This window comes from Neobacillus vireti (assembly GCF_036962345.1).
Taxonomy (GTDB): Bacteria; Bacillota; Bacilli; order Bacillales; family Cytobacillaceae; genus Neobacillus; species Neobacillus vireti_A.
Map to the genome: position 1 here is coordinate 1 of NZ_JBALNB010000008.1, position 21,459 is coordinate 21,459.

At 36.1% G+C, this 21,459-nt stretch carries 24 protein-coding genes and 1 pseudogene; 15 read left to right on the forward strand and 10 right to left on the reverse strand.

Features of this window, described 5'->3' with window-relative positions:
• The first annotated feature begins 950 nt into the window (after nt 1–950).
• A complete protein-coding gene (locus V7108_RS10140) occupies nt 951–1,526 on the forward strand; it encodes a hypothetical protein (RefSeq protein ID WP_335512823.1) in 576 nt (191 codons plus the stop codon).
• Between the two features lie 463 nt (nt 1,527–1,989).
• Here V7108_RS10140 and V7108_RS10145 read toward each other — a convergent pair whose 3' ends face one another.
• On the reverse strand, nt 1,990–2,223 hold the full coding sequence (locus V7108_RS10145) for a hypothetical protein (RefSeq protein ID WP_335512821.1): 234 nt from the start codon (nt 2,221–2,223) through the stop codon (nt 1,990–1,992).
• Nucleotides 2,224–2,502: 279 nt separating this feature from the next.
• Here V7108_RS10145 and V7108_RS10150 point away from each other — a divergent pair, with 279 nt between their 5' ends.
• The 4 genes and pseudogenes from V7108_RS10150 to V7108_RS10160 all read left to right on the forward strand — a co-directional run bounded on the left by V7108_RS10150 (nt 2,503) and on the right by V7108_RS10160 (nt 4,327).
• Nucleotides 2,503–2,919, forward strand: coding sequence for a hypothetical protein (locus tag V7108_RS10150; RefSeq protein ID WP_335568144.1), 417 nt, complete (start codon nt 2,503–2,505; stop codon nt 2,917–2,919).
• A 12-nt stretch (nt 2,920–2,931) separates the two neighbouring features.
• Nucleotides 2,932–3,261 (forward strand): annotated as a pseudogene (locus V7108_RS26905) (fused MFS/spermidine synthase); the annotation flags it as partial.
• Nucleotides 3,262–3,564: 303 nt separating this feature from the next.
• Nucleotides 3,565–3,720 (forward strand): hypothetical protein, encoded by a 156-nt coding sequence (locus tag V7108_RS10155; protein ID WP_335512817.1) that lies wholly within the window; start codon nt 3,565–3,567, stop codon nt 3,718–3,720.
• A 406-nt stretch (nt 3,721–4,126) separates the two neighbouring features.
• Nucleotides 4,127–4,327 carry a cold-shock protein gene (locus tag V7108_RS10160; protein ID WP_251572413.1) on the forward strand — a complete coding sequence of 67 codons (201 nt, stop codon included), beginning with the start codon at nt 4,127–4,129 and terminating at the stop codon, nt 4,325–4,327.
• Between the two features lie 256 nt (nt 4,328–4,583).
• Here V7108_RS10160 and V7108_RS10165 read toward each other — a convergent pair whose 3' ends face one another.
• Nucleotides 4,584–5,666 (reverse strand): branched-chain amino acid aminotransferase, encoded by a 1,083-nt coding sequence (locus tag V7108_RS10165; RefSeq protein ID WP_335512814.1) that lies wholly within the window; start codon nt 5,664–5,666, stop codon nt 4,584–4,586.
• Between the two features lie 282 nt (nt 5,667–5,948).
• On the opposite strand from V7108_RS10165, the gene V7108_RS10170 reads away from it, so the two are divergent.
• Nucleotides 5,949–6,491, forward strand: coding sequence for a YhcN/YlaJ family sporulation lipoprotein (locus V7108_RS10170; RefSeq protein ID WP_335512812.1), 543 nt, complete (start codon nt 5,949–5,951; stop codon nt 6,489–6,491).
• A 191-nt stretch (nt 6,492–6,682) separates the two neighbouring features.
• Here V7108_RS10170 and V7108_RS10175 read toward each other — a convergent pair whose 3' ends face one another.
• Nucleotides 6,683–7,189 (reverse strand): pyridoxamine 5'-phosphate oxidase family protein, encoded by a 507-nt coding sequence (locus V7108_RS10175; RefSeq protein ID WP_420489184.1) that lies wholly within the window; start codon nt 7,187–7,189, stop codon nt 6,683–6,685.
• 175 nt (nt 7,190–7,364) lie between these two features.
• Between V7108_RS10175 and V7108_RS10180 the strand changes: the two genes are divergently transcribed.
• From V7108_RS10180 to V7108_RS10190, 3 genes are all read left to right on the forward strand, one after another.
• On the forward strand, nt 7,365–8,225 hold the full coding sequence (locus V7108_RS10180; protein ID WP_335512809.1) for an EamA family transporter: 861 nt from the start codon (nt 7,365–7,367) through the stop codon (nt 8,223–8,225).
• Between the two features lie 154 nt (nt 8,226–8,379).
• Entirely contained in the window at nt 8,380–8,604 is a 225-nt protein-coding gene (locus V7108_RS10185; RefSeq protein WP_335512807.1) for a hypothetical protein, read from the forward strand.
• Nucleotides 8,605–9,005: 401 nt separating this feature from the next.
• The gene (locus V7108_RS10190) at nt 9,006–10,121 is read left to right on the forward strand and encodes a M20 metallopeptidase family protein (RefSeq protein ID WP_335568146.1); all 1,116 of its coding nucleotides are present in this window, start codon (nt 9,006–9,008) and stop codon (nt 10,119–10,121) included.
• A gap of 163 nt (nt 10,122–10,284) precedes the next feature.
• On the opposite strand, the gene V7108_RS10195 is transcribed toward V7108_RS10190, so the two are convergent.
• Both V7108_RS10195 and V7108_RS10200 read right to left on the reverse strand, forming a co-directional pair.
• Nucleotides 10,285–10,752 carry a phage tail protein gene (locus tag V7108_RS10195; RefSeq protein ID WP_335568147.1) on the reverse strand — a complete coding sequence of 156 codons (468 nt, stop codon included), beginning with the start codon at nt 10,750–10,752 and terminating at the stop codon, nt 10,285–10,287.
• Nucleotides 10,753–10,775: 23 nt separating this feature from the next.
• Nucleotides 10,776–11,255: a GyrI-like domain-containing protein gene (locus V7108_RS10200; RefSeq protein WP_335568148.1), complete on the reverse strand. Its 480-nt coding sequence runs from the start codon at nt 11,253–11,255 to the stop codon at nt 10,776–10,778.
• A gap of 116 nt (nt 11,256–11,371) precedes the next feature.
• Between V7108_RS10200 and V7108_RS10205 the strand changes: the two genes are divergently transcribed.
• The gene (locus tag V7108_RS10205; protein ID WP_335568149.1) at nt 11,372–12,334 is read left to right on the forward strand and encodes a helix-turn-helix transcriptional regulator; all 963 of its coding nucleotides are present in this window, start codon (nt 11,372–11,374) and stop codon (nt 12,332–12,334) included.
• A gap of 317 nt (nt 12,335–12,651) precedes the next feature.
• Here the strand turns inward: V7108_RS10205 and V7108_RS10210 are convergent, their stop codons facing one another.
• From V7108_RS10210 to V7108_RS10220, 3 genes are all read right to left on the reverse strand, one after another.
• A complete protein-coding gene (locus tag V7108_RS10210; protein ID WP_335568150.1) occupies nt 12,652–12,849 on the reverse strand; it encodes a hypothetical protein in 198 nt (65 codons plus the stop codon).
• Nucleotide 12,850: 1 nt separating this feature from the next.
• Nucleotides 12,851–13,852, reverse strand: coding sequence for a DUF4085 family protein (locus tag V7108_RS10215; RefSeq protein WP_335568151.1), 1,002 nt, complete (start codon nt 13,850–13,852; stop codon nt 12,851–12,853).
• 145 nt (nt 13,853–13,997) lie between these two features.
• Nucleotides 13,998–15,188 (reverse strand): coenzyme F420-0:L-glutamate ligase, encoded by a 1,191-nt coding sequence (locus V7108_RS10220; protein WP_335568152.1) that lies wholly within the window; start codon nt 15,186–15,188, stop codon nt 13,998–14,000.
• Nucleotides 15,189–15,306: 118 nt separating this feature from the next.
• Here V7108_RS10220 and V7108_RS10225 point away from each other — a divergent pair, with 118 nt between their 5' ends.
• The 3 genes from V7108_RS10225 (at nt 15,307) to V7108_RS10235 (ending at nt 18,282) form a co-directional block, all read left to right on the forward strand.
• Complete coding sequence (locus tag V7108_RS10225) at nt 15,307–16,197, forward strand: LysR family transcriptional regulator (protein ID WP_335568153.1); 891 nt, start codon at nt 15,307–15,309, stop codon at nt 16,195–16,197.
• Between the two features lie 266 nt (nt 16,198–16,463).
• On the forward strand, nt 16,464–17,003 hold the full coding sequence (locus V7108_RS10230) for a sigma-70 family RNA polymerase sigma factor (protein ID WP_335517036.1): 540 nt from the start codon (nt 16,464–16,466) through the stop codon (nt 17,001–17,003).
• Nucleotides 16,996–18,282: a DUF4179 domain-containing protein gene (locus V7108_RS10235; RefSeq protein ID WP_335517039.1), complete on the forward strand. Its 1,287-nt coding sequence runs from the start codon at nt 16,996–16,998 to the stop codon at nt 18,280–18,282. Before V7108_RS10230 ends, V7108_RS10235 begins: the two co-directional genes overlap by 8 nt.
• Nucleotides 18,283–18,387: 105 nt before the next feature.
• Here the strand turns inward: V7108_RS10235 and V7108_RS10240 are convergent, their stop codons facing one another.
• Both V7108_RS10240 and V7108_RS26910 read right to left on the reverse strand, forming a co-directional pair.
• Nucleotides 18,388–18,726: a DsrE family protein gene (locus V7108_RS10240; RefSeq protein ID WP_335517041.1), complete on the reverse strand. Its 339-nt coding sequence runs from the start codon at nt 18,724–18,726 to the stop codon at nt 18,388–18,390.
• Nucleotides 18,727–18,731: 5 nt separating this feature from the next.
• The gene (locus V7108_RS26910; protein ID WP_420489091.1) at nt 18,732–19,049 is read right to left on the reverse strand and encodes a TIGR04104 family putative zinc finger protein; all 318 of its coding nucleotides are present in this window, start codon (nt 19,047–19,049) and stop codon (nt 18,732–18,734) included.
• Nucleotides 19,050–19,328: 279 nt separating this feature from the next.
• Here V7108_RS26910 and V7108_RS10245 point away from each other — a divergent pair, with 279 nt between their 5' ends.
• Both V7108_RS10245 and V7108_RS10250 read left to right on the forward strand, forming a co-directional pair.
• The gene (locus V7108_RS10245; protein WP_335517044.1) at nt 19,329–19,922 is read left to right on the forward strand and encodes a lysozyme inhibitor LprI family protein; all 594 of its coding nucleotides are present in this window, start codon (nt 19,329–19,331) and stop codon (nt 19,920–19,922) included.
• A 538-nt stretch (nt 19,923–20,460) separates the two neighbouring features.
• Nucleotides 20,461–21,345, forward strand: a complete 885-nt coding sequence (locus tag V7108_RS10250; protein ID WP_335568154.1) for a DMT family transporter — start codon at nt 20,461–20,463, stop codon at nt 21,343–21,345.
• The last annotated feature ends 114 nt before the right edge of the window (nt 21,346–21,459 follow it).

Genomic DNA, 21,459 nt, shown 5'->3' on the forward strand with positions numbered 1-21,459 from the left:
CTAATCTTAGTATGTTTTTTTTGTTAAATCTGCTCGATAGTCCAAGAAGGTTTATCGCTCTTTTCATTGAAGTTATTGTACTAAAGGGCAGGTTAGCATTCCTGTAGATTGTTAAATATCAGGTTTTAAAAAAATAGAGCCCCTTAGTAAGATACGAGTATAGAGTCCAATCTAACTCAAATTCTTAAGGAGGAAGCCCTACCATGAATTTATAAATGCAAAATAAACAAAATCAACTAATAGAAAGAATTTCCGACACACATCTAATTGTAGGTGTGGATATGGCCCAGCAATTACACGTTGCTTGTCTGTTAGCTTTCGTGGAATTGTAGTCGGAGGTAGCAACCGCAGAGGAAAATACTCACGCCCCTATTATTTATCCATTAGGTGTGATTAAGAAAAGTGCCTATCCTAAAGCAAACGCCATATCCCAAACAATAAGTAAATATGTTGCTATTTTTAGTCCAATAATAGGTAGTTAATTAGGATGCCTACGTATGCTTTTATGGGCATTATTGTTTGAGTTTGCTTTGTGAAAACAAACGCCTTTCCACTACGGGAATCAACAGTAGAACCTATTCTTATAAGAAAATGTTATCTATAATTGGGTGGTTTCACTGGACAGCCGTCCAATTCCGAGCGATCACATCTACATATTTATATAATAAGGTCCTATATCTTAATAATATTTATAATTCTCAAACTTACGGAATGTGGGGTGAACCACGAATTTGTATTAAAAATGAATAATGAATAAAAAAAGATAGAGTACAGGAAGTCATCTTGAAAAGAATAAAGAAAAAATTCATCCATCCTATTTCTGTACTTAGATTGCCTGATATGATTGCCGTTCGACACTCGGGGGAAGTTTATAATTTCTCATAAGTTATTCTGCAAAAAAATTGGACAAGAAAAGATAGGAAAGAATCGAGGGAGGATTACAAATTACAATGAAAGAAAAAAAGAAGCGGCATAAGGAAAAACCCGTAAGTGAAAAAATTAGAGAACCTAAAAAACATAAACACCGAAGACCGACCATTCCTCCCAAAACAAGAGAGAACGGTCCGAAAATCATAAAAATGCCAAAACACCATGTGGGAAAACAAGAGGAAGGGGAAATGGAATTGTCGAATGTGCCTTTACAGATACAGATGACTACCAGTATAAGTCATCAGATGCTCGTCCACGCAAAGTCGCCAATTCTAGTTTACAACCCATCTCAGGCTGAGAAAGACTCGGTTGTAGAGAGAACATTTGAATGTGAAGAAATACCCAAAACTGATCCTAATTTACCCACTGATACTCCTTCAGACTTCTTGGATCAGGATGCGCCCGTCACTGAGAATTTAATCATAAATGAAACTAAGGAGATCTTTTCCCTCTCTACTTACTCACCCATTACCATAGTTTTTAACGGAATCACGATTGAAGTAGACTTTCGTCGTCTTAAAATATCCACCAATGAACTGCCTGCTGATGAAGTACTCCATTTATTGAAAAGATGTTTAAACAATTTGTTGAATTAGTTATGCTTCATGGAAAGTTCTAAGACGGAGGAATTCCCTTCTCATAATTAGATAGTAAGGGGTGATTAAACCCCCGTTTTCCTATACCAACGTCCGTGCGATTATGTATTCGGTGATTCTCTAAACCTAAAAGTAGACTTCGAAGTCCTAGGGATAATCGGTATTTCCTAGGACTTTATATAGTGAGGTGATGACAGTGAAGGCTCTGTTCTAGTATTGGCTAGGCAGGGTACATCCTTAAGGATATTTCGATTGGATTAGCCTCAAATTAGTTTTGCATTTCTGCTCAAGCATTGCCTCAGGCTTCCTTAAAGATTCCATATTAGATAGCTACCCTTGCTTTTGCTACGGTTGGCTACACTGCCCCTGTTCGAATCTTTAGCCTATTGACAGTGTTTAACTGAGTGTACATAAAAAAGAAGGAAGGGAGACCCCCTTCCTTCTTCCTTCTCTACTTAATTAATTAGGCACGTGGTAAAAGGTTTCCTAACAAGTTACCAACTGCACCTGCAACTTGCTCGACATTAGCTTGTTGTGCGGCTGTTAGAGTGCCAGTACCAGGATTGGAAATTCGAAGGCAAACAGCTTCAAGGTCGATGTGAATTCCTAACAAGACAATATGAATTCCTCCAGGAATACTCACACAAAGAATGTCCGTATTTTCACAGCAACTTTCACATTGTTGAGGTTGTCCCATATAATCAACTCCTCTCTTTATGAAGTTAATATATTTGTATGTAAAAGCTTGTCCACTTGTTATAGATGTTTTCATTATTTTATTAAAATAATTCTTTAAACCTTTTTTATGGGACCACAATTCAAAAATTACCGATATCCGTTAGAATCTAAAAGACAGTAGGCAACACCTTAGGTTTTTTTTGAACAACACGTTCTCTCATGTTACTTGTTTATACAAATAATAAACCCTATGAATACTCTATATAGTACATATTCAATCAATCAAGGAGTGTCATCGATGAATCAAATAGTTTATAAGGGATCAAGCCCTTTCCAAAACATTACGGTTCTAGATAGAAGCAGGTTTGGCGGGATGCACGGCAGATTTCGCTTACTTAAATTTACTGACGATATTGTTCAGGGAGTGATGGATTTGGAGAATCCATCCCGTTTGGTACTGTCGTACTCTCGTACTGTAGTGGATCTTATTGATCACTACGTACCTGATTTCAAAGAAGGTTTCATAATCGGACATGGAATTGGTGTAATAAGCTCATATTATTCAAGTAGAAATTTGGTAACTGCAGAGATCGATCCCTTAGTTGTCGAAATATCCAAAAAGTATTTTGGTTATTTGGGCAATAAAATCGATATTGGAGACGGACGTGAGCTTTTGAAAAAACAGGTGGACAAATCTCAGGATATCATTTTCTAAGATGCCTACAATGGAAATAGTATCCCATTTCACCTAACCACCCAAGAATTTTTCTTTCTAACGAGTCAAAAATTGACCAATGATGGAATCCTATTTGTCAATTATATTGGAAGGGTCAGGGATGATGAGATAATGCAAAAAATGTTTGCTACCATTTCCAGCGTTTATCCTTATGTGAAGGTGTTTGCCCCCGAGCCACAGAGTAGAATTTTACAAAATATTTTTTTGTTGCAAGCCAACAAATTCTGGAAAACTATTCACCGCATGAGGCGAGTCCTATACAAGTTATTGGCGGAGAAGTACTTAGTGACTAGGAGAGGTTTTAAGGGAATTAAAAAATAATTGGATTGCTATATAATTTGTCCCAATCAAGAAATCGTCCTTTTGCATTTAATATAATGTGAAGAGAATCTCACTTTTGTCTGGTGTATTTTTTCCAACAATTGTACAACCCTTTTTGTATCCTCTATCGGTCAGACAAAAAATATTCGAATACCTCTAATCTTATACCCGACCAACACAAGTGGCTATGTTCAGTCTGTTTTAATGGGAATTGGTTCTCCTTTCTACTATTCAATAAAACGAAGATGGGAAGGATTTTGGAACCTCTAGTAGTTTTAAATTAATATGAAGGAGGTGAACTTTATGGGATGTGGTTGTGGTGGCAAGAAAAATAATACCAATGCAAGCAAAAATCAAACCTATAAAAAATACCTACAAAATGGTAAGAAGTATAAAAGTCAAGGAAAAAGCAGTATAACCAATATAAATAGTGATAAAGAGGAAAATGATAAAAATTAAAAATCAATGGAATGCGTTACGAAATGAAATGAGTTGTATAGAAAGTGAAGAAAGAAAGGCAGAATGATCTGCCTTATTTTATTTTTTACGTTCATTAAATAGCTTTAAAGCTATATGGTCGACAAAATAACGATCTCATCTATTTACATAGGCACTCATTATAAAAAAGGGTAACTAACGGGTGCCCTTTACATGCATAAGAATCGAAAATCAGATATGTAAATTCAGGTGGCAAAAATGATTATGTTAAGTCTTCTTGCAAATACCTTTGAAAGATGTTATGCTTTAGAAGAATTATTTTTGTTCGGTGTAAAAGATAGTCTAAGATTAACTTTTCGTCTTGATGATCACTGAGTGCAAGGATAGTAATACATTGTGTGCAAAGCACACAGCAGGAGGAAACAAAATGGAACAAGGTAAAGTAAAATGGTTTAACGCAGAAAAAGGTTTCGGATTTATCGAGCGTGACGGTGGAGAAGACGTATTCGTTCATTTCTCAGCTATCCAAGGCGAAGGTTTCAAATCTTTAGACGAAGGTCAAGCAGTTACTTTTGACGTTGAGCAAGGCCAACGTGGAGCTCAAGCAGCTAACGTGCGTAAAGCTTAATTATAAAGTCAAACTCGAGCAGGCTCTTTATAGAGTCTGTTTTTTATTTATCTTAAAAGCAAGCAAGGAACCCTACTCACGAATGAGTAGGGCAAATGTAAACAGTAAATCAAATGGTAAACAAAGTGTATCACAAAATCACGAATTCTCCTAAATAACATTTTAGAGTGACTTAAATTGATATCTTTTTTGTGGAATTCAATTTATAGACAGCTTGAATTTAAGAGGATTGGCTGCAGCAGCAGCCTAATGGTTATTAAACCTCAACCTGTGCAACCTTCACTGTCCAGTTAAATGGATCTTCTTTTCTACCAAGCTGGATTCCGGTCATCTCATCATAAATATCCTGAGAGAGGTGTCCAATTTGATTATCGTTAATCACGATTGTTTTGTCTTTCCATGTTAATTCGCCAACAGGTGAAATAACAGCAGCGGTTCCCGCTCCGAAGACTTCCTCTAGTTCGCCGCGTTCATGTGCATCAAATACCTCTTCAATCGAGATTCTTTCTTCACGAACAGTGATATTCCAATGCTTTAATAATTGAATAACCGAGTCACGGGTAACACCTGGCAGAATGCTTCCAGTTAATTTTGGTGTAACGACTTCGCCCTTAATCTTGAAGAAGATATTCATACTGCCAACTTCTTCAACGTATTTATTCTCTTTCGCATCCAGCCATAGAATTTGTGCATAACCAAGTCTATCAGCCTTTTCTTGTGCTTTCAGACTAGCAGCATAATTGCCTGCGTTCTTCACATGGCCCACTCCGCCAATGACTGCCCGGACATACTGCTCTTCTACATAGATTTTAACAGGATTTAATTGGCTGCCATAATAAGCTCCTGAAGGGGAGAGGATGATGAGCAATTTATATTCTGCAGCAGGACGTACACCGAGATAGGCTTCCGTTGCAATAATAAACGGGCGAATATAAAGTGATGTACCTTCACCTTGAGGAATCCAATCCTTTTCTGTGAAAATTAATTGTTTGATCGCATGTAATACAAAGTCCTCATCAATTTGAGGAATACACATTCTGTCACAGGTATCATTTAAACGCTGCATGTTTTTCTCTGGACGGAAGAGCTGAGCCGTTCCATCTGCGGTCCTATAAGCCTTCATTCCTTCAAAAATAGCCTGTCCATAATGAAAAACCATCGATGAAGGTTCGAGTGTTAAGGGCTCGTATGGGGTAATTCTTGGATTATTCCAGCCGTTTTCTCTGTTATAATCCATCACAAACATGTAATCCGTAAAATACTTACCAAAGCCTAATGAATCTGCTGCAGGCTTTTCTTTTAAAACCTCTCTTTGAACAAACGAAATTTCCTGATTCATAATAGCACCTCATTCTTATAAATAGGTTCAGTTTTAAAACAATGAATCGTTCCAAACTGACACATATCAAAATATATAAAAATTATATTTTTGAAATAGTAAAAATACTTTCCTATACTATACCACTTTTTTTATTAAAACAGGATATTTTTGTTTTAGTTATGCCCAAGTTGTGACCACGTTTTTCCTAGTCCTAAAATCAATTAAAATTCTTCTCATCTCTACATAAAAAAGTGGGATAAAGGTAATTGTAAGTGTGAACTCATTTTAGGAGGAAAATAGATGAAAGCTATTAAACAAATATTGTTCTGCTTATTGATTGTTATTTTAGTGACCGGGTGCAATATGAAAGACGAGGGCAGAGAAAATGATCAGCATGGAGAGATAAACAACCGAAATTCAGGTGGATTAAATATAGGAAATAGCTTAGGAAATCCCAACCTTACACTTACGAACACTTCTACAAATACCGCCAATAACACTCATGAGGGATTACACGTAGAGAATGGAGCTCAGGAAAAAGTCGAGAACCTGCCTGAGGTAAAAGAAGCCACTATTATTGTTTCGAATCGAAATGCGTATGCAGCGGTGGAGATGGATGATGACTTTCATGGTGAAATGAGCTCATTTGTTGAAGATCAAATCGCCCAGCATATAAGAGAAGCAGACCCAAACGTTCAAAATGTATATATTTCAGGCAATCGTGACTTTATCAAACAGATGAGCCATTATAGGGATGAAATCCAAAATGGCAGATCAACAGCTGTAATAAATGATGGGTTTCAAACAATGGTTCATAAATTCTTTTTAAACCATCAGAGGTAAATAGAATTCGAAAGGTATCGTTACCTATCACAAATACTAAAAATGAGTGCCAAATTGTATGCTGATTTGTCACTCGTTTTTTATGGATGTAAAGCCCCAATTGTCAAGGGACAATATCTGTTGTTTCCGACAGTTCGGGACGCCAAATAGCAAAATGGATTGTCCTATAACCAGACAACCCATTTAGTGTGTTATTTATTCAATTCAACCGTTTCATTAACATCTGAGCTTTTAGAACTTTGCCCTGTCATACGGTTATAAAGAAAGGCAACTTTCTTTGTAAAATTACCGGTTTCCCAATATTCAGCTGCTTCTGCTCTAACCTTTATCAAGACAACATCAGGATCATCATAAGAAGTTTGCATAATCTTCTCATATGCTTTGCTCCACAATTCCTTTTTCTTGTCTAAATCCTCAACGATTTCCGCTCTTCCACGGACGGAAACATAGGATTTACCTGCATAAGCGACATTAATTTCTTGATCATGTAAAATTTCTTCATATTTATTCGTCTCTTTTTTAGTGAAAAACCATAAGTCACCATCAAACTCTACTTCTTGTGTTTTCATAGGACGAGATACAAGCCCTTCTTCCGATACCGTAGTCAGCATGGCCGTGTCTATATCTTTGATTAACTCTCTTAATGTTTCTATGTCTTCTTGATTCACCTTATTAGACAATGCTATCACCTCATTCATGTATACAGAGGTATAATACCCTTTACACCAACTTTTATTCAGATTTGGCGGATTACTGTAATCGAAAAAACGGAACGAATAGATGAAGTAAACAAAGTGAATTTTAAAAGGAGTTTTTGATACAATAAATGGTGCGTATAAAACTCAAATATTTATAGTTCAAAGCAGGTGCAGGATGAGTATTATTTTGGCATTATTGGCAGCTTTATTTGCTTCCTTCACAGCGATTTTGGCAAAAGTCGGGATTGAAAATGTAAATTCCAACCTGGCAACCGCCGTTCGGTCCATTGTAGTATTAATCATGGCTTTTATCATGGTCATGATCACTGGCAAGCTGGAGACGATTTCTCAGATTTCAACTACCGCTTTATGGTTTATTCTGTTATCTGGGTTTGCAACAGGCTTTTCATGGTTATTTTTCTTTAAAGCCCTTGCAATTGGGGATGTCTCCAAAGTGGTACCGATCGATAAATCAAGTGTGGTCCTTACCATTATTATCTCGATCCTTTTTCTAAAAGAGCCAGCAGAACCTCTCGTAATGGCTGGCGGAGCGATTATAGCCATTGGTACGTTTATATTGATTGGAAAAAATGAAGAAAAGAAGCGATTTTTCGGTTCCCAACAATATATTGCCTATGCTATTTTAGCAGCAGTATTTGCTGCCTTCACATCGATATTAGCAAAAGTCGGAATGGAAGATGTCGATTCCAATGTGGCTACTTTTCTCCGAACAATTGTGATTCTTCTATTTTCTTGGGCGATTGTATTTTTCCAAGGCACCCATATGAAATTGAGAGAGATTTCGAGAAAAGGGTATCTCTTTTTAGTCTTATCTGGTGTGGCTACGGGCTTATCGTGGTTATGTTACTTTGCAGCATTGGCAATGGGGAAAGTTTCCGTTGTTGCACCAATTGATAAATTTAGTGTCGTCCTCACGATGGTATTGAGTTTTACTATTTTAAAGGAAAAAGCGGCCAAACATACCATTATCGGCGGAATTGTTATAACGGCAGGAACGATATTGCTAATAATATAATCAAAAAGGCTACCAATACTTCAATAGAATGATACACTCCTAAAAAAACCACCGGCATAGACCAGATAGTTGAATTCAACAGAAAGTAATTTTTTTCAGCGTTAGCTGCCTTAATGGAAAGCTCTGGCATATAAGTAGATAAAAGCATTTTTAGGTGGTGTTCATCATAACCAGTATCCAGGAAGTGAATGATGTTCTCGCTAGTCTACCTCATCACTTAGCACAAAAGTGGCTGGGCAATGACTTCATAAAAAAAACAATTGCAACTAGTTATGACTATTGGGTAGAAGATACAAATTTCCCCATGACTTTAGAAGAATTTGTGCTGCAGTATCTCGACCATTCTGAATATCTGGGAGAAATGTTTGCTGATGATTAGTAAACATTAAATTAATAAATGCTAAAAAATGCGGACAGTGCCTGGCACCGTTCGCATTTTTACTGTCGTTACAAATGTGATTGGTTTTTAATCGTTGTTCAAAATTAGTGGGAAATTAAGAACTCTTATTTACTTTCATTATCTTTAGAGAGAGACTATTTATTTTTTATAAGACCTTGTTCTTTGGGCGATGTATATATTGTTATCCTTATTAATGAGAATGAGTATTTTCAAAATTAATCCTATATTATATAATCAATAAGTTTTTGAATTTGAAAAATAAGAGGTTAAAAAAGTCCATAGTTAGTTTACTATTATTATAGAAACGATAGGGAAATCTAATTTTAAGTTTAGGATTGTAGATACATTTAGATGAACACCAGGAAGGGGTTAAAGATACAGTGGATGTAAAGAATTTAGAGTTAGCTAAACAACTGCGCCATGAATTGCACCAGCATCCTGAACTTTCGAATGAAGAGGTTTGGACAAAACAGCATTTAATAGATTTCCTTAAAAAGCATACACGATTGGAAATCATAGATAGAGGCCGTTGGTTTTATGCGATTTACCGGGCGGGAGGGGATAAAAAGAACATTGCTTTTCGTGCAGATTTTGATGCACTTCCCATGCCGGAGGTGATCGATCTTCCATATGACTCTAAGAATCCAGGGGTATCCCACAAATGTGGACATGATGGTCATGCGGCAAGCTTAGCTGGCTTTGCACTCGAAGTTGACCAGAAGGGTGGAGAAAAAAATATCTTTTTCCTTTTCCAGCACGCGGAGGAAACGGGAGATGGCGCGATCCAATGTACACCATTTATAAAAGAACATAACATTGAAGAAATTTTCGCCTTTCATAATATGAGCGGAATGGCTTTTAATTCTATCAATGTCATCGACGGAACCGCTCATTGTGCATCGAAGGGCATGACTATCCACATGGAAGGTTCTCCTGCTCATGCCAGCCAGCCTGAGAATGGAGTCAATCCTTCCTTTGCGATTGCAAAGATTATTGATGCCATCCCTGAGCTTACCTCCCCTGAAAGCAATGAAGGTTTGGTACTTTGTACGGTTGTTCACGTAAACATAGGTGAAAAAGCGTTTGGTTTAGCAGCGAGCAAAGGTGAGCTGCTCATAACCATCCGTGCTCTCTACGAAGCAGAATTGGATACGCTTCAGAAAAACCTTGAGGAACTTGCATGTGAACAAGCGGAAAAGTACGGACTGAAGGTGAACTTCTCTTTCAATGATGAATTTCCGGAAACAGTCAACCACAAAGAAAGTTCTGACAAGATCCGTAAGGTTAGTAAAGAAAAAGGATTTCAGCTGGTTGAAATGAAGGAAGCCTATCGTGCCTCAGAAGATTTCGGCCACTATACGAAGTTAACAAAGGGTGCGATGTTCTACATCGGAAACGGCGAAAATTATCCTCATATTCATACCTATGAGTATGACTTCCGAGATGAAATCATTGAAACCGCAGTGGAACTATTCAAGGGACTTGCGGAAATATAAGATCTCCGTAGCGAACTGTGCCAGGCACTGTTCGCATTAGGCGTTTAGCCAGACCAAATGTAAATAAGGTTTTACATAAATACAAACCAGCACTTCCTCAATTTGATAGAGAAGTGATGGTTTGTTATTTGAATCCTTAGATGAACATGAGCCTTTGCTTACTTTAATATTCGCCTTTTATGACAAAAAACGAGCCCCGAATGGTACCAGCAAGTTTAGACTTCTGCCTAGCAAACTTAAACTTCCCTTCTAACTCCTTTGGTACCTCCATTCCCTCAGAAAGCTTAAAACCAACAGCCCGCTTCGGCTTAGGGCCATCAACCGTATACAGGACGTTGACCGAAAGACCATCCTCATAAAAAACGTAGGTCCATTTGATATTTTCCACTTGAAAGCGAGCTGTTTCTAAAGGTTTGGCCGCAAACTCAATATTCCGTTCATTCTTCAAAATTCGATTCACATAATCAAGGGTCTCGCTGGACTCGCTAGCTGGCACAACCGTAAATTCATGTTTGTATTTGTTCATAAAATAACGGGCTTCATTGGCACGTAAACCAGCAAGTGCCTCAGCTACAGGTGAAGACTCTAGACCAACCGCAGACACATTTTTAAAATCGACAATATAGGACATTTTCCATCAATCCTTTTTTCTCTTTATTTCCTAACAACTGGAATCCACATTTCACCAAAAACTAAGCCATCTCGCTGCCCCATCTCAACCGACGCATTTGGCCCGCCAACATAGGCAACTTCCTTTACTTCTGGCAAGACTTGACCGAAGGCAATGCCAGTAAGCATATTACTTAACTCTTCAGACGTTTTTGCTTCCCCTTTCACAACGATGTATTCCCCTTTTGGAAATTGGATCACTCTTGTTGCTTCTGGTAACGATTTCTCTGTCATGACGCCAGCATAATGCATCATCTTGTTATTCACTGCTTCGTTCACGACAAAAATATAGTCGTTTTTGGCAACAGATTTCAAAGTGTCAAGCGTTCCATCTTGTTTGACGGCCTGCCAAAAGTCTGCCTTTTCCTTCGTTATGCCAGTATAGTCGGTGTAATCACTCTTAAGCTCGGTTCCAAAACCTAAAACGTTAAAGCTATCTTTTTCTTCTAAAGTATAATCTGCCATATTCAATACCTTCCTTTTTTTAAATTGAATCAAATGATTTGTCTTTTCACTTGATGAGTTTATAATAACCTTAAATCGTGTCAAAAAATGATACTGTTTAGGAGGTGCGCAGCTGAATGAAAAAGGTTGAACGGATTAACATCATCATGCGGTATATCAACAACCGTTCCCACTTTACCATTTCTGAAATCATGCAGGAATTTAACATCTCTCGTTCGACAGCTATTAGAGATATCAGAGAAATTGAAGCTATGGGTATGCCTCTTGTTGCTGAAGTTGGAAGGGATGGGGGGTATTTTGTCATGCACAACTCTGTCCTGCCCAATGTTAGATTTACCGATAATGAGGTCAAAGCTCTTTTTATTGCCTTTATGGCCACAAGAAACCAACAGCTCCCTTATCTAAAGAGCCGCCAGTCTTTAGCTGAAAAGTTACTAGGTCTTATATCAGAAAACCAACAAGATGACCTTGTTCTTTTAAATCAAATCTTGCTGTTTGAAGGGACTAACCCGAATAATCCTGACCTGCTTGATCTGTCAGACCTCCCCCATCCGATGTTAGAAAAACTCATCCAAATCCTTCTTTTGAATCGGTATTTACTGGTTACCGTAAAGGAAGAGAAGCTCATAAAGTCTTATCCAATTTATCTTTTGCATCTTTATCGAGAAAAAAGCCTGTGGCTGATTGAGGGCTTTGACTTTAAGGAAGAAAAGAAAAAGATCTTTCATGTCGACAATCTCACCGACGTCAAAAACTGCCCAACGAACAAAAGATGGAGTAGGAAAAAAATTATAGAAAAACTCAGTAAGCAGGAAGAAGTAATCAATCTTTACCTTGAGCTTGGTCCTAAAGCGATTGCCCAGTTTAAAAAATACCACCCTTTAAAATTATCAATTTCCTATACGAATCCTTACCAAGCCACAGCCATTCTAAAGACTTTTATCAATGTAAATATTCCCGAAGAATTGGCTGAAATAACAAATTGGCTGCTTTTCCTAGGTGAAGATATCAAAGTTAAGGAAATGCCAGTAGAAGTTTACGAAGGTTTACATAAGAGATTAGGCTTATTCTGCCCATAAGCAATCACAGTTACACTATATTTGTTAATGAAAGTAAAGGTGAACAGTGATAGGCACTGTTCACCTTTCGCTTTTTGTTTTTTGTTTAATTTTTCACTCTACGAAGCAAAGAGTGTTTTTAACCAAAAGCCTCGTAAATTTAATTAAACAATCCACGGGTGCAAGTTTTGTAAAAGAAGGAAATAAATTGAAGGAAATACCTCGGTGTATCTAACGATAATAATTCCACCAAATGGAAAGGATCAGAAATATAATCTTTATATAAATCCTCTCGATTTCAACTGAAGTATCACCAAAATCTTCAGACTGAGCATCATTTAATAAAATAAATTACGATACTTTTCTATGACCGCTTCTCCCAAAATCTCACTTTTATTAAAACGGCTGACATAAATGCTCACCATCATTTCATTTTCTTCTGTCATCTTCATTTTTAATAAGACCCTGTTTATAAACGCTGCCAGTTCTTTCGGATTTGCATACATTGTATTCCATGCATGTACTTGTAATTCCAAATCATTCCCTAAGGCAGGCAGCTGCTTCGATTTGTTCGGTTGGAACAGGTTCGTTAAAATGTGCATACGGATCTTCATAGACGTCGGTGTAGATGAGCTGAATTGGATTGTACTCTTTTAAATCATAAATAAAACGTTGATTGTCAACAGAAACCACCATCTCATTTTGTCGCAATTCGAATTTTCCGTTATCTAAAATAAGATTATCTGTAAATGCTTTAATACTGCATTTCAAATGAGGTGTAATCAACCAATAGCGATTATCGGGATTTAACAGGGAAACATATTCTGCAAGTACGGTTTCTTCCAGCTTTTCTTCATCTCTCAACCTTGTATAAACCTTCGGACGATAATAATATTGGGCATCCATCCCATTCATGGTAATTGTCCACTCTGCATCAGGACAATCAAACAACACACGGAATGCAAAACCTTCATCCGTTTTCTGCAGCTCATAGTAAATTAACCATTGCCCAACTTGTAAAGGTTCATCCGATTTTTCCGTTATGACATCATGAAAAATTAGTTGAATATGGGATTTCGTTGAAAATCCGCTGTCTGTATTGATGTAAAGATGAAGCGTATTCCCTTCACGTTCTATTCTCTCAATGATGGCATCATGTAAACTTTCCTCAAAGACATCCTGAACCGCAATTGGTAAATAGGCAGCGGCTTGTTGTGTTTGTCCATAGGCAGCATCTAAAATTTGTTCAAATTCTTTGGCTGATTCCTGGACCCATTGCAAGTAATCTTCTCTCACTTTTTTTGGTAATGTCGATTGATTTAATGTACCATTCTCCAAATACGGAATGAAACGTTCAGGTAAGACGTGTAACAATTCCTCTTTGACTTCCTCAAGTTCTTCCTTCAAACGTGTAATGAGGTCTTCCCCTTCCGCTTTTGCTTCTGCTATAGCCATTTTCCAGTCATCATCAGATTCATGAATGGGAAGAAGATGACATTTTGAAAATTTTACTTTCACTTCTTTTGTTAAATTCCACATAAACTCACCTCAAAGTAATTGGTAAAAATAGTATACTATACTTTTTACCTTTACCCCGAAACGAACTCCATTCTGTATGAAAAGGAAAAAGTTTAACAAAAAAATTAGATGCCCTATATGGAGGCATCTAGTTTTTTTGAATATCCTATTTTGTATAATTATCAAAATAACCTTGGATAAAGATAATAGGTGTACCCTTATCTCCACTTCCTGAAGTTAAATCTGATAGAGAACCGATTAGGTCGGTAAGTTTTCTAGGTGTAGTCCCTTGTGATTCCATCGATCCTACAAGGTCAGATTCTTTATTATTAATAAATTGAGAAATCGCTTGTTTAAGTTCCTCACCCTTTAAATTAGCAAAGTTATTATCAGCGAGATATTTTAATTTTACTTCATTAGGTGTGCCATCAAGACCTGATGTGTAAGCCGGTGATACTACTGGATCCGCTAGTTCCCATATTTTACCTACAGGATCCTTGAACGCTCCATCTCCGTAAATCATCACCTCAACATTTTTTCCAGTCTTTTCTTTAAGCATATGCTGTATGTTATCAACTATAGGCTGGCAATTACGCGGGAAAAGTTTAACACTATCCTCTGTAGCTTTATTTGATCCTAGCAGACCATAAGCTTCATTACATCCGCTGCCATCAACAGACTCTGATAAGATGTTATCAAGGCTGTAAATCTTTTCTCCACCATTTGCTTTTAATATTCTCTTTGTTCTAAATCGTGTATGTATATCGCAAGTTAGAACATTTTTTGTGTAATCCAAAATGGTTTTTGGATTGTTTGAGAAGATAACCTCACATTCAACACCGTATTCTTCAACTAACGATTTATAATAATCAATATAATCAACACCAGTAAAAGTATGTTTATTATATCCAAAATAATCACGGAATTGTTTTTCTGTTAATACATCTGTCCAAGGATTAACTCCCTTTTCATCAAGCATGTCAATATCCACTAAGTGATTACCAACTTCATCAGCTGGATAGCTAAGCATTAAAACAATTTTTTTAGCTCCTTTTGCAATACCACGGAGACAGTTTGCGAAACGATTACGACTTAAAATAGGGAAAATAACTCCAATCGTATCTTCTCCGAATTTTGTATGAATATCTTTCGCAATATGATCGATTGTCGCATAATTACCTTGTGCACGAGCAACGATTGATTCTGTTATCGTAACAATATCTTTATCATTAATCGTGAAGCTTTCAACTTCTGAAGCCTTTAACACACTATCTACAACGATTTCTTCTATTTTGTCCCCTTGATTTATGATTGGGCAACGAAGACCTCTTACAACAGTTCCAACTACTCTTTCCAATATAATCGCTCCTTATAACTACTTACGTTAATCTAAATTATATCTACTTGTAATATACATTTGTTTAATGATATAAGTAAAATTAATATCTCTAATGATGGGTATAAGAGGTGATTATGTGATTAGTAAATTAGATTTATATAAAGTATTTTGTATGGTGGGGAAAAGTGGAAGTTTTTCTAAGACAGCAAAAGATCTTTATATGACACAACCAGCAGTTAGTCAAGCAATTATGCAATTAGAAAGAGAATTAGATACACGTCTTTTTAATAGAACACCTAAAGGGGTATCTTTAACAAATGAGGGTAGTCTTCTATTTGAACATGTAAATTCGGCAATTAATTTAATTGACGCCGGGGAAGAAAAGATATTAGAATTTAAAAATTTAACGGCGGGGGAATTAAAGATAGGTGTCGGTGATACGATTTCTAGATATTTTTTGCTTCCTTATTTAGAAGATTTTCATAATAAATATCCTAATATTAAATTTAAGATTAAAAATGGTACAACATTAGAAATCTGTGCTTTATTAAAATCCGGGGAGGTTGATATTACAATTTGTAATTTTCCGATTGATGATCCTACATTAGAACAAAGACCATGTATTGATATTCATGATACCTTTGTTTGCGGGGAGAAATTTAAGAAGATAGTATCTAAACCCTTAAGTCTTCATGAATTAGTAAAACTGCCACTCATCTTTCTTGAACCAAAATCAAATTCAAGACAGTATGTAGAGGATTATATATTATCTAGAGGTATAAAGATGTCGCCGGAATTTGAATTGGGCTCACATGATTTATTATTAGAATTTGCTAAAATAAATTTGGGGATAGCATGTGTGACGAAAGAATTTTCACAAGAGTATTTAAATAAAGGATTATTGTATGAAGTACAACTAATAGAAGAAATTCCAAAGAGAAATATAGGCGTATGTTATTTAAAGAGTGTTCCTCTGTCACCATCTTCAACAAAATTTGTAGAGATCATAGAAAAAAGGTTGGAATGAAAAACAGCACCTTCTCGTAATAGCTTTCCCCGATATATGATTCGGAAGATTTTGCTTACTATCTTGAAAAAATCCCTGGTTGTTTCTTTTTCATTGGCTGTAAACCATAAAGGGATGTCGTAATGAATTCACAATAACCTTCCCATTTTTTAAAAGTATAAGGTGCTATTCAAAGGAATAGCGCCATTTTTAATAGCTAAAAAAATATATCTAGAAAAATGAACTTTTTATCCCTGCCATGACTCTTATAATGGAGAGGTGAAAGCATGAATGTCGTTCGGTTAGTGAAAAAGGCAAAAAAGGGTAGTAAAGAGGCATTGCTCCAATTAATTATGGCTGAAAAAGATGATTATTATAGACTTGCTCTCACCTATATGGAAAATTCGCATGATGCCATGGATGCAATGGAAGAAATGATTGTAAAGGTATATGAAAATATTAATCAACTTAAGAAAGAAGAAGCTTTCTACAGTTGGAGTAAGACCATTTTAGTGAATGGTTGTAAATCCATGCTTCGGAACCAAAAGAAGCTGGTGTTTATAGATGATGATTGGCATACGTGTAATCCTAGTCATGAGCAGACTAGTAATCCATATTTGAGTACTGATCAACAAATGGATATCAAAGAGTTATTGATTCATTTAAATGCGCAGCAAAAAGAAGCAATTCAATTAAAATATTTTCATGACCTCGATTATCAAACCATAGCGGAAATCACATCTGCTCCGATTGGTACCGTTAAATCAAGGATCTCCCAAGGATTGAAAAAGCTAAGAGATCATTATAGGGGTGATGTTCATGGATAATCTTGAGAAACGACTAGCGGAAGAAAAGAAGCTTATCGATTCTATACAAGCACCGAGTGAATTAGAAGTGAGATTGAAGAGGGCACTTCATAATACTCCGAAAAAAACAAAACGATATGCGTTAAATTGGAAGACAACTACAGTTGCTATATTTTTAATCATTTTAATGGGATCTCAATACAATGCAGTTGCATTTTATGGAAAAAAACTATTAGGTTTTGATGAAGTGATAAATGGTACTTTAAAAGAGCTCAATGAAAAGGGCATGGGACAAATCGTGGAAAAAAAGACAATGCTTGAAGATGGAACTGAGCTTATGATTAATGGATTGATTTCAGATTCTAATCAGATGGTAGTGTACTACACATTATCGAATTCAAAAGGGATAAAGACTAGTACAAGTGACAATTTCAGAATTTCAAGAATTTCTGGTTTTCTCACAAACTCAAATTCAGAGGGAGGTACGTCCTTACTTAATGATGAACATACGGAAATCAAAGGAACCATGTCTTTTGAACCCGTTAGTCCATTTTCAAAAAAGTTAAATTTATACTTTTGGCAAGGTCATCAGAACGGCCAGATGACCGAAGATAGAATTGAAATTCCATATAATCCAAACAAAGCAATGGTTGCCGAATTTAAGCAATCGCTAAAAAAGACATTTAAAGTCGATAAAGGTACCATCACATTTCATTCGATTACAGCCTCTCCAACGATGACAATGATCAAAGGCACGTTAAATGTTGAAAACTTTGATCGAGTGGATTCCTCGTTCGGTGCAATTGAATTAATGGCGAACGGAAAGCCGATTGAATTAATGGGCAGCAGCAATACATCTTCACTAAGAGGCAGAAAGTTTGATATTCGTTACAATGCATTACCGAAGCAGCTGGATTCACTTGAACTAGTCATAAAAGAGTTTGTCGGCTATAAGAAGCTAGAAGAAAAAATCTCCCTTTCATCCAGTAGTAATGGGCCGATTACGATTGATGGGAAAGAACTGTGGATCAAAAATGTGTCAACCACGTCACAAGGAGTGGAAATAACGATTTCTACAGATGATGATGTAATGCTTGAAGGTGTATCCATTCAATTACAAGAGGAAATCATCCCTTTAAAAACTACCGTAAATCAAACCTATCCAAAACAGGAAGACGGCAGGGTAGTAAAGGAACGCACCTTGCAATTTGATTCAACGACAAAGCCAGAATATCTTCTAATAGAGGGCATGCATTATATGAAGGTATACAATCAGAAAATGAAGATTTCGGTTGATTAGAACAAAAGCCAGTTGAAATACGGACTTATAGTGTAAAAAAAGACTGCAGAAGAGATTCCTCTGCAGTCTTTTTAGTTTGCCGGCAAATGAAAATATCGTAGAAAATCAAGATAATGTAATGACTTCATATTTTGAGGCTAACTCAATGAATTGAGCCATTCCGCTGATTTTTCCAGCTGTAAGCTTATCACTCAGCTCATAATAGTCAACACATGTTTTACAAGCAATGACGTCAACACCATTTTCTTCAAGTTCTTTTAATTGGAGTGAAACAAGCGACCTTTCCGTTAATGTAAACACACCGCGGTTCATGCAAAAAACAGCCGCAGGCAGTTCTTCCCTTTGTTTAAGAATCGTAAAAAAGGTTTCTAAAATTCCTTCTCCTAGTTCTGCTTCACCTTTGCCAAGTTGATCGGAAGCAAGTAAGATTACTTTGTTTTTCATTTTCTTCACCTCTTTGATTTAATCATGCTATGCTGAATTTCGTATTTCACTATGTACGGCAAAATCATACTAAGCAGCAGTACATAATATATAAATATTACTAAAATAACAAATGGAATAGATAATTCTTGTTCTCTTGCAAATGGAACGATTAAAACTATTAGAGTAAATAATATAGCTGATATAGTCCTGGAAGAAAAAGTTATCTTATAATCAGCACCACAATGACTACAGGTAATAGGTTTATAGCTAAATAAAAGGGATTTTGAAATTTGAGCCCACTTAAATCTCTTATTACATTGACCACATTTTTGTAATCTCATACTCCCATTTCTCCTTTAACAAAAAATCAATTTCTGCTAACTTAACTTCCCCTGTTAGAGTGAGTGTGAATTTTCAGAGTTTTTATCTACATTTTAACATAAATATCCAGTTGAAAAGATGTTTGCGATTTTTTTAAAAAGAAGGATTGCCACTTGTTTTTGTGAAAATCGTTATTTTCCTTAGCGCAAAGATAATTCGCTTAATAATTAAGCGAATTATCTTTTTTTGAAGGTAAATGGAAAATTTATGCTAAAGTTGTTTTAAAGGTGGGGATTACTATGAAAAATAAACAAATATTTTTAATGGTGTTGTTCACCATAGTATTTGTTAGTTTGGCTGCTTGTGGAAACCCAACAAATAAAGACATAGCAGCTAATACAACAAAGGAAGATTCAGTAGAAAACAATGCTCGAGAGAGTGATGACAAGAGTCCGGTAAATGGACAAGTGGATACGTCTACAAATTCAAGTGATAAAGAGTCATCCAATTTCGATACTAGTGAAAATGAAATAACAGTAAGTAAGAAGGAAGAGTATCTCCAAAAATTAAATACTACGAAACAAGCAACGGAAGAATTGAAAGCAACAGATTCGTCAACATTCGCATTAAAAAAGGTGGAAAACGATAGATGGGAAATGTGGGATGCATTGTTGAATGAGGTCTATGGAGTCCTTAAGGAGCAGCTTTCTACTGAAGAGATGGACCAATTGAGAACAGAACAACGGAATTGGATAAAACATAGAGATGATACTGCACTAGAGACATCCCTAAAATATAAAGGCGGTACGCAGGAGCATTTAGAATATGTGGCTGTGTTAGCAAATCTTACAGAAGAAAGATGCTATCGGTTAGTCGAAAATCATATGAAATAATTTTAGCGAACAGTGTGCTGGGCATTGTTCGCTTTTTTAATCTTTCAAAATATTTCTTGTGCTCCAAAAACCAGCAAAAGAATAATAAGCGGAGACTTTCCGGTTAAATGCAGAATGGAGCCTATTTCGGGGGGATATAAGAGGAGGTTTTCCGGCTATGCAGAGAAAAACCTCACATTTTTGACATTTTCATGCAAATAGGCGGAATATCTACGTCTATTTTGAGCCTTTTTAATGAAAACTATGAATTAAGCGGAATTACTCCGACTATTTAGATTCTTAAAATTAATAAAATCAACTAAGAAGAAGGCTCATGCTTCAGTCTGCTCTATAATAAGCCGATAGCATTGCGGCTAAACTAGAAGTGAAAACTTGAAAAGGAATTTGAATAAGAGAATAGAAATTATCTTGAATTAATTATTTACGATGGCCCAACCTACATTTTAGTGAGTTAATATCCAATCAAAAATGTATACGAAAAATTTTAGTAAGTTTAAAATAGGACAGTTAGCATTTTGTTGTAGGAAGGGTGATAAATATGTTAAAGGCATATGCTTGGCTAACGTTTTGTGTCATGGTGTGGGGAAGCAATTTTGTATTTGGAAAGATGTTAGTCCAAGATTTTTCCCCAGCTCTGTTGACCATGCTTAGACTTTTGTTTATTGTACTATTTTTAATTGGATTATCCTCTTACAAAAAACAATTTAAACGAGTTAATATATCGGATTTACTCGCGGTCTTTTTTCTAGGGGTTATTGGTGTTTTTATTAACCAATGGTCTTTTTTTGTAGGATTACAAACAGCTGATCCAACAACATCTGCATTAATTTTGGCAACTACCCCTATTTTAACTAGCGTACTAGCTGCCATTTTTTTAAAGGAAAAATTAACCACCCGTATGTTAATGGGGTCTATTGTGGCAATCATTGGTATATTTTTTGTGGTAGCAAAAGGTAACTTATCTTCTTTGCATATCGATAAAGGTCTATTATGGATTGTTATAACGATGATTACATTCGCCATTATGATTATCATGACGAGGATTCTTTCTGATAGAATAGATCCACTTACCATTACGTTATATTCAAATGTTGTAGGCTTGATTGTGTCAATTCCTTTTGCTTTTTTACTAGACAAGCCCTTACAAATAAGCTCTAAGATTTCGGATTGGTATTTTCTGATTGGAACTGCCGTTGTTGTACACGGTATAGCAACGTTGATTTGGAATAACAACATTAGACATGTTGATGCTTCAAAGGCTTCCATATTATCTAATTTAGAACCTTTTGTAGCAATGATCATGGGATTGATATTGCTATACAAACCAATAACTGGAGAAGAAATTTTAGGATCACTATTTATAGTGGGAGGGGTAGTACTATCTACATATCAACGAAAAAGGCTACATAGCCTTTCGAATTAACAAAACCTAAATCATAAAAAAGTTTAGCCAAAATATAAGAAGCAGTATGGAAAATATCTACTCGGGTAGGAAAAGAAAGTGAACCATGTTACGAGCAGACCATAACAGATTTTA

Coding starts and splice junctions, on each gene's coding strand:
- V7108_RS10140 (WP_335512823.1), top strand. CDS start 951: ATGAAAGAAAAAAAGAAGCGGCATAAGGAAAAACCCGTAAGTGAAAAA.
- V7108_RS10145 (WP_335512821.1), bottom strand. CDS start 2,223: ATGGGACAACCTCAACAATGTGAAAGTTGCTGTGAAAATACGGACATT.
- V7108_RS10150 (WP_335568144.1), top strand. CDS start 2,503: ATGAATCAAATAGTTTATAAGGGATCAAGCCCTTTCCAAAACATTACG.
- V7108_RS10155 (WP_335512817.1), top strand. CDS start 3,565: ATGGGATGTGGTTGTGGTGGCAAGAAAAATAATACCAATGCAAGCAAA.
- V7108_RS10160 (WP_251572413.1), top strand. CDS start 4,127: ATGGAACAAGGTAAAGTAAAATGGTTTAACGCAGAAAAAGGTTTCGGA.
- V7108_RS10165 (WP_335512814.1), bottom strand. CDS start 5,666: ATGAATCAGGAAATTTCGTTTGTTCAAAGAGAGGTTTTAAAAGAAAAG.
- V7108_RS10170 (WP_335512812.1), top strand. CDS start 5,949: ATGAAAGCTATTAAACAAATATTGTTCTGCTTATTGATTGTTATTTTA.
- V7108_RS10175 (WP_420489184.1), bottom strand. CDS start 7,189: ATGAATGAGGTGATAGCATTGTCTAATAAGGTGAATCAAGAAGACATA.
- V7108_RS10180 (WP_335512809.1), top strand. CDS start 7,365: ATGAGTATTATTTTGGCATTATTGGCAGCTTTATTTGCTTCCTTCACA.
- V7108_RS10195 (WP_335568147.1), bottom strand. CDS start 10,752: ATGTCCTATATTGTCGATTTTAAAAATGTGTCTGCGGTTGGTCTAGAG.
- V7108_RS10200 (WP_335568148.1), bottom strand. CDS start 11,255: ATGGCAGATTATACTTTAGAAGAAAAAGATAGCTTTAACGTTTTAGGT.
- V7108_RS10205 (WP_335568149.1), top strand. CDS start 11,372: ATGAAAAAGGTTGAACGGATTAACATCATCATGCGGTATATCAACAAC.
- V7108_RS10215 (WP_335568151.1), bottom strand. CDS start 13,852: ATGTGGAATTTAACAAAAGAAGTGAAAGTAAAATTTTCAAAATGTCAT.
- V7108_RS10230 (WP_335517036.1), top strand. CDS start 16,464: ATGAATGTCGTTCGGTTAGTGAAAAAGGCAAAAAAGGGTAGTAAAGAG.
- V7108_RS10235 (WP_335517039.1), top strand. CDS start 16,996: ATGGATAATCTTGAGAAACGACTAGCGGAAGAAAAGAAGCTTATCGAT.
- V7108_RS10240 (WP_335517041.1), bottom strand. CDS start 18,726: ATGAAAAACAAAGTAATCTTACTTGCTTCCGATCAACTTGGCAAAGGT.
- V7108_RS26910 (WP_420489091.1), bottom strand. CDS start 19,049: ATGAGATTACAAAAATGTGGTCAATGTAATAAGAGATTTAAGTGGGCT.
- V7108_RS10245 (WP_335517044.1), top strand. CDS start 19,329: ATGAAAAATAAACAAATATTTTTAATGGTGTTGTTCACCATAGTATTT.
- V7108_RS10250 (WP_335568154.1), top strand. CDS start 20,461: ATGTTAAAGGCATATGCTTGGCTAACGTTTTGTGTCATGGTGTGGGGA.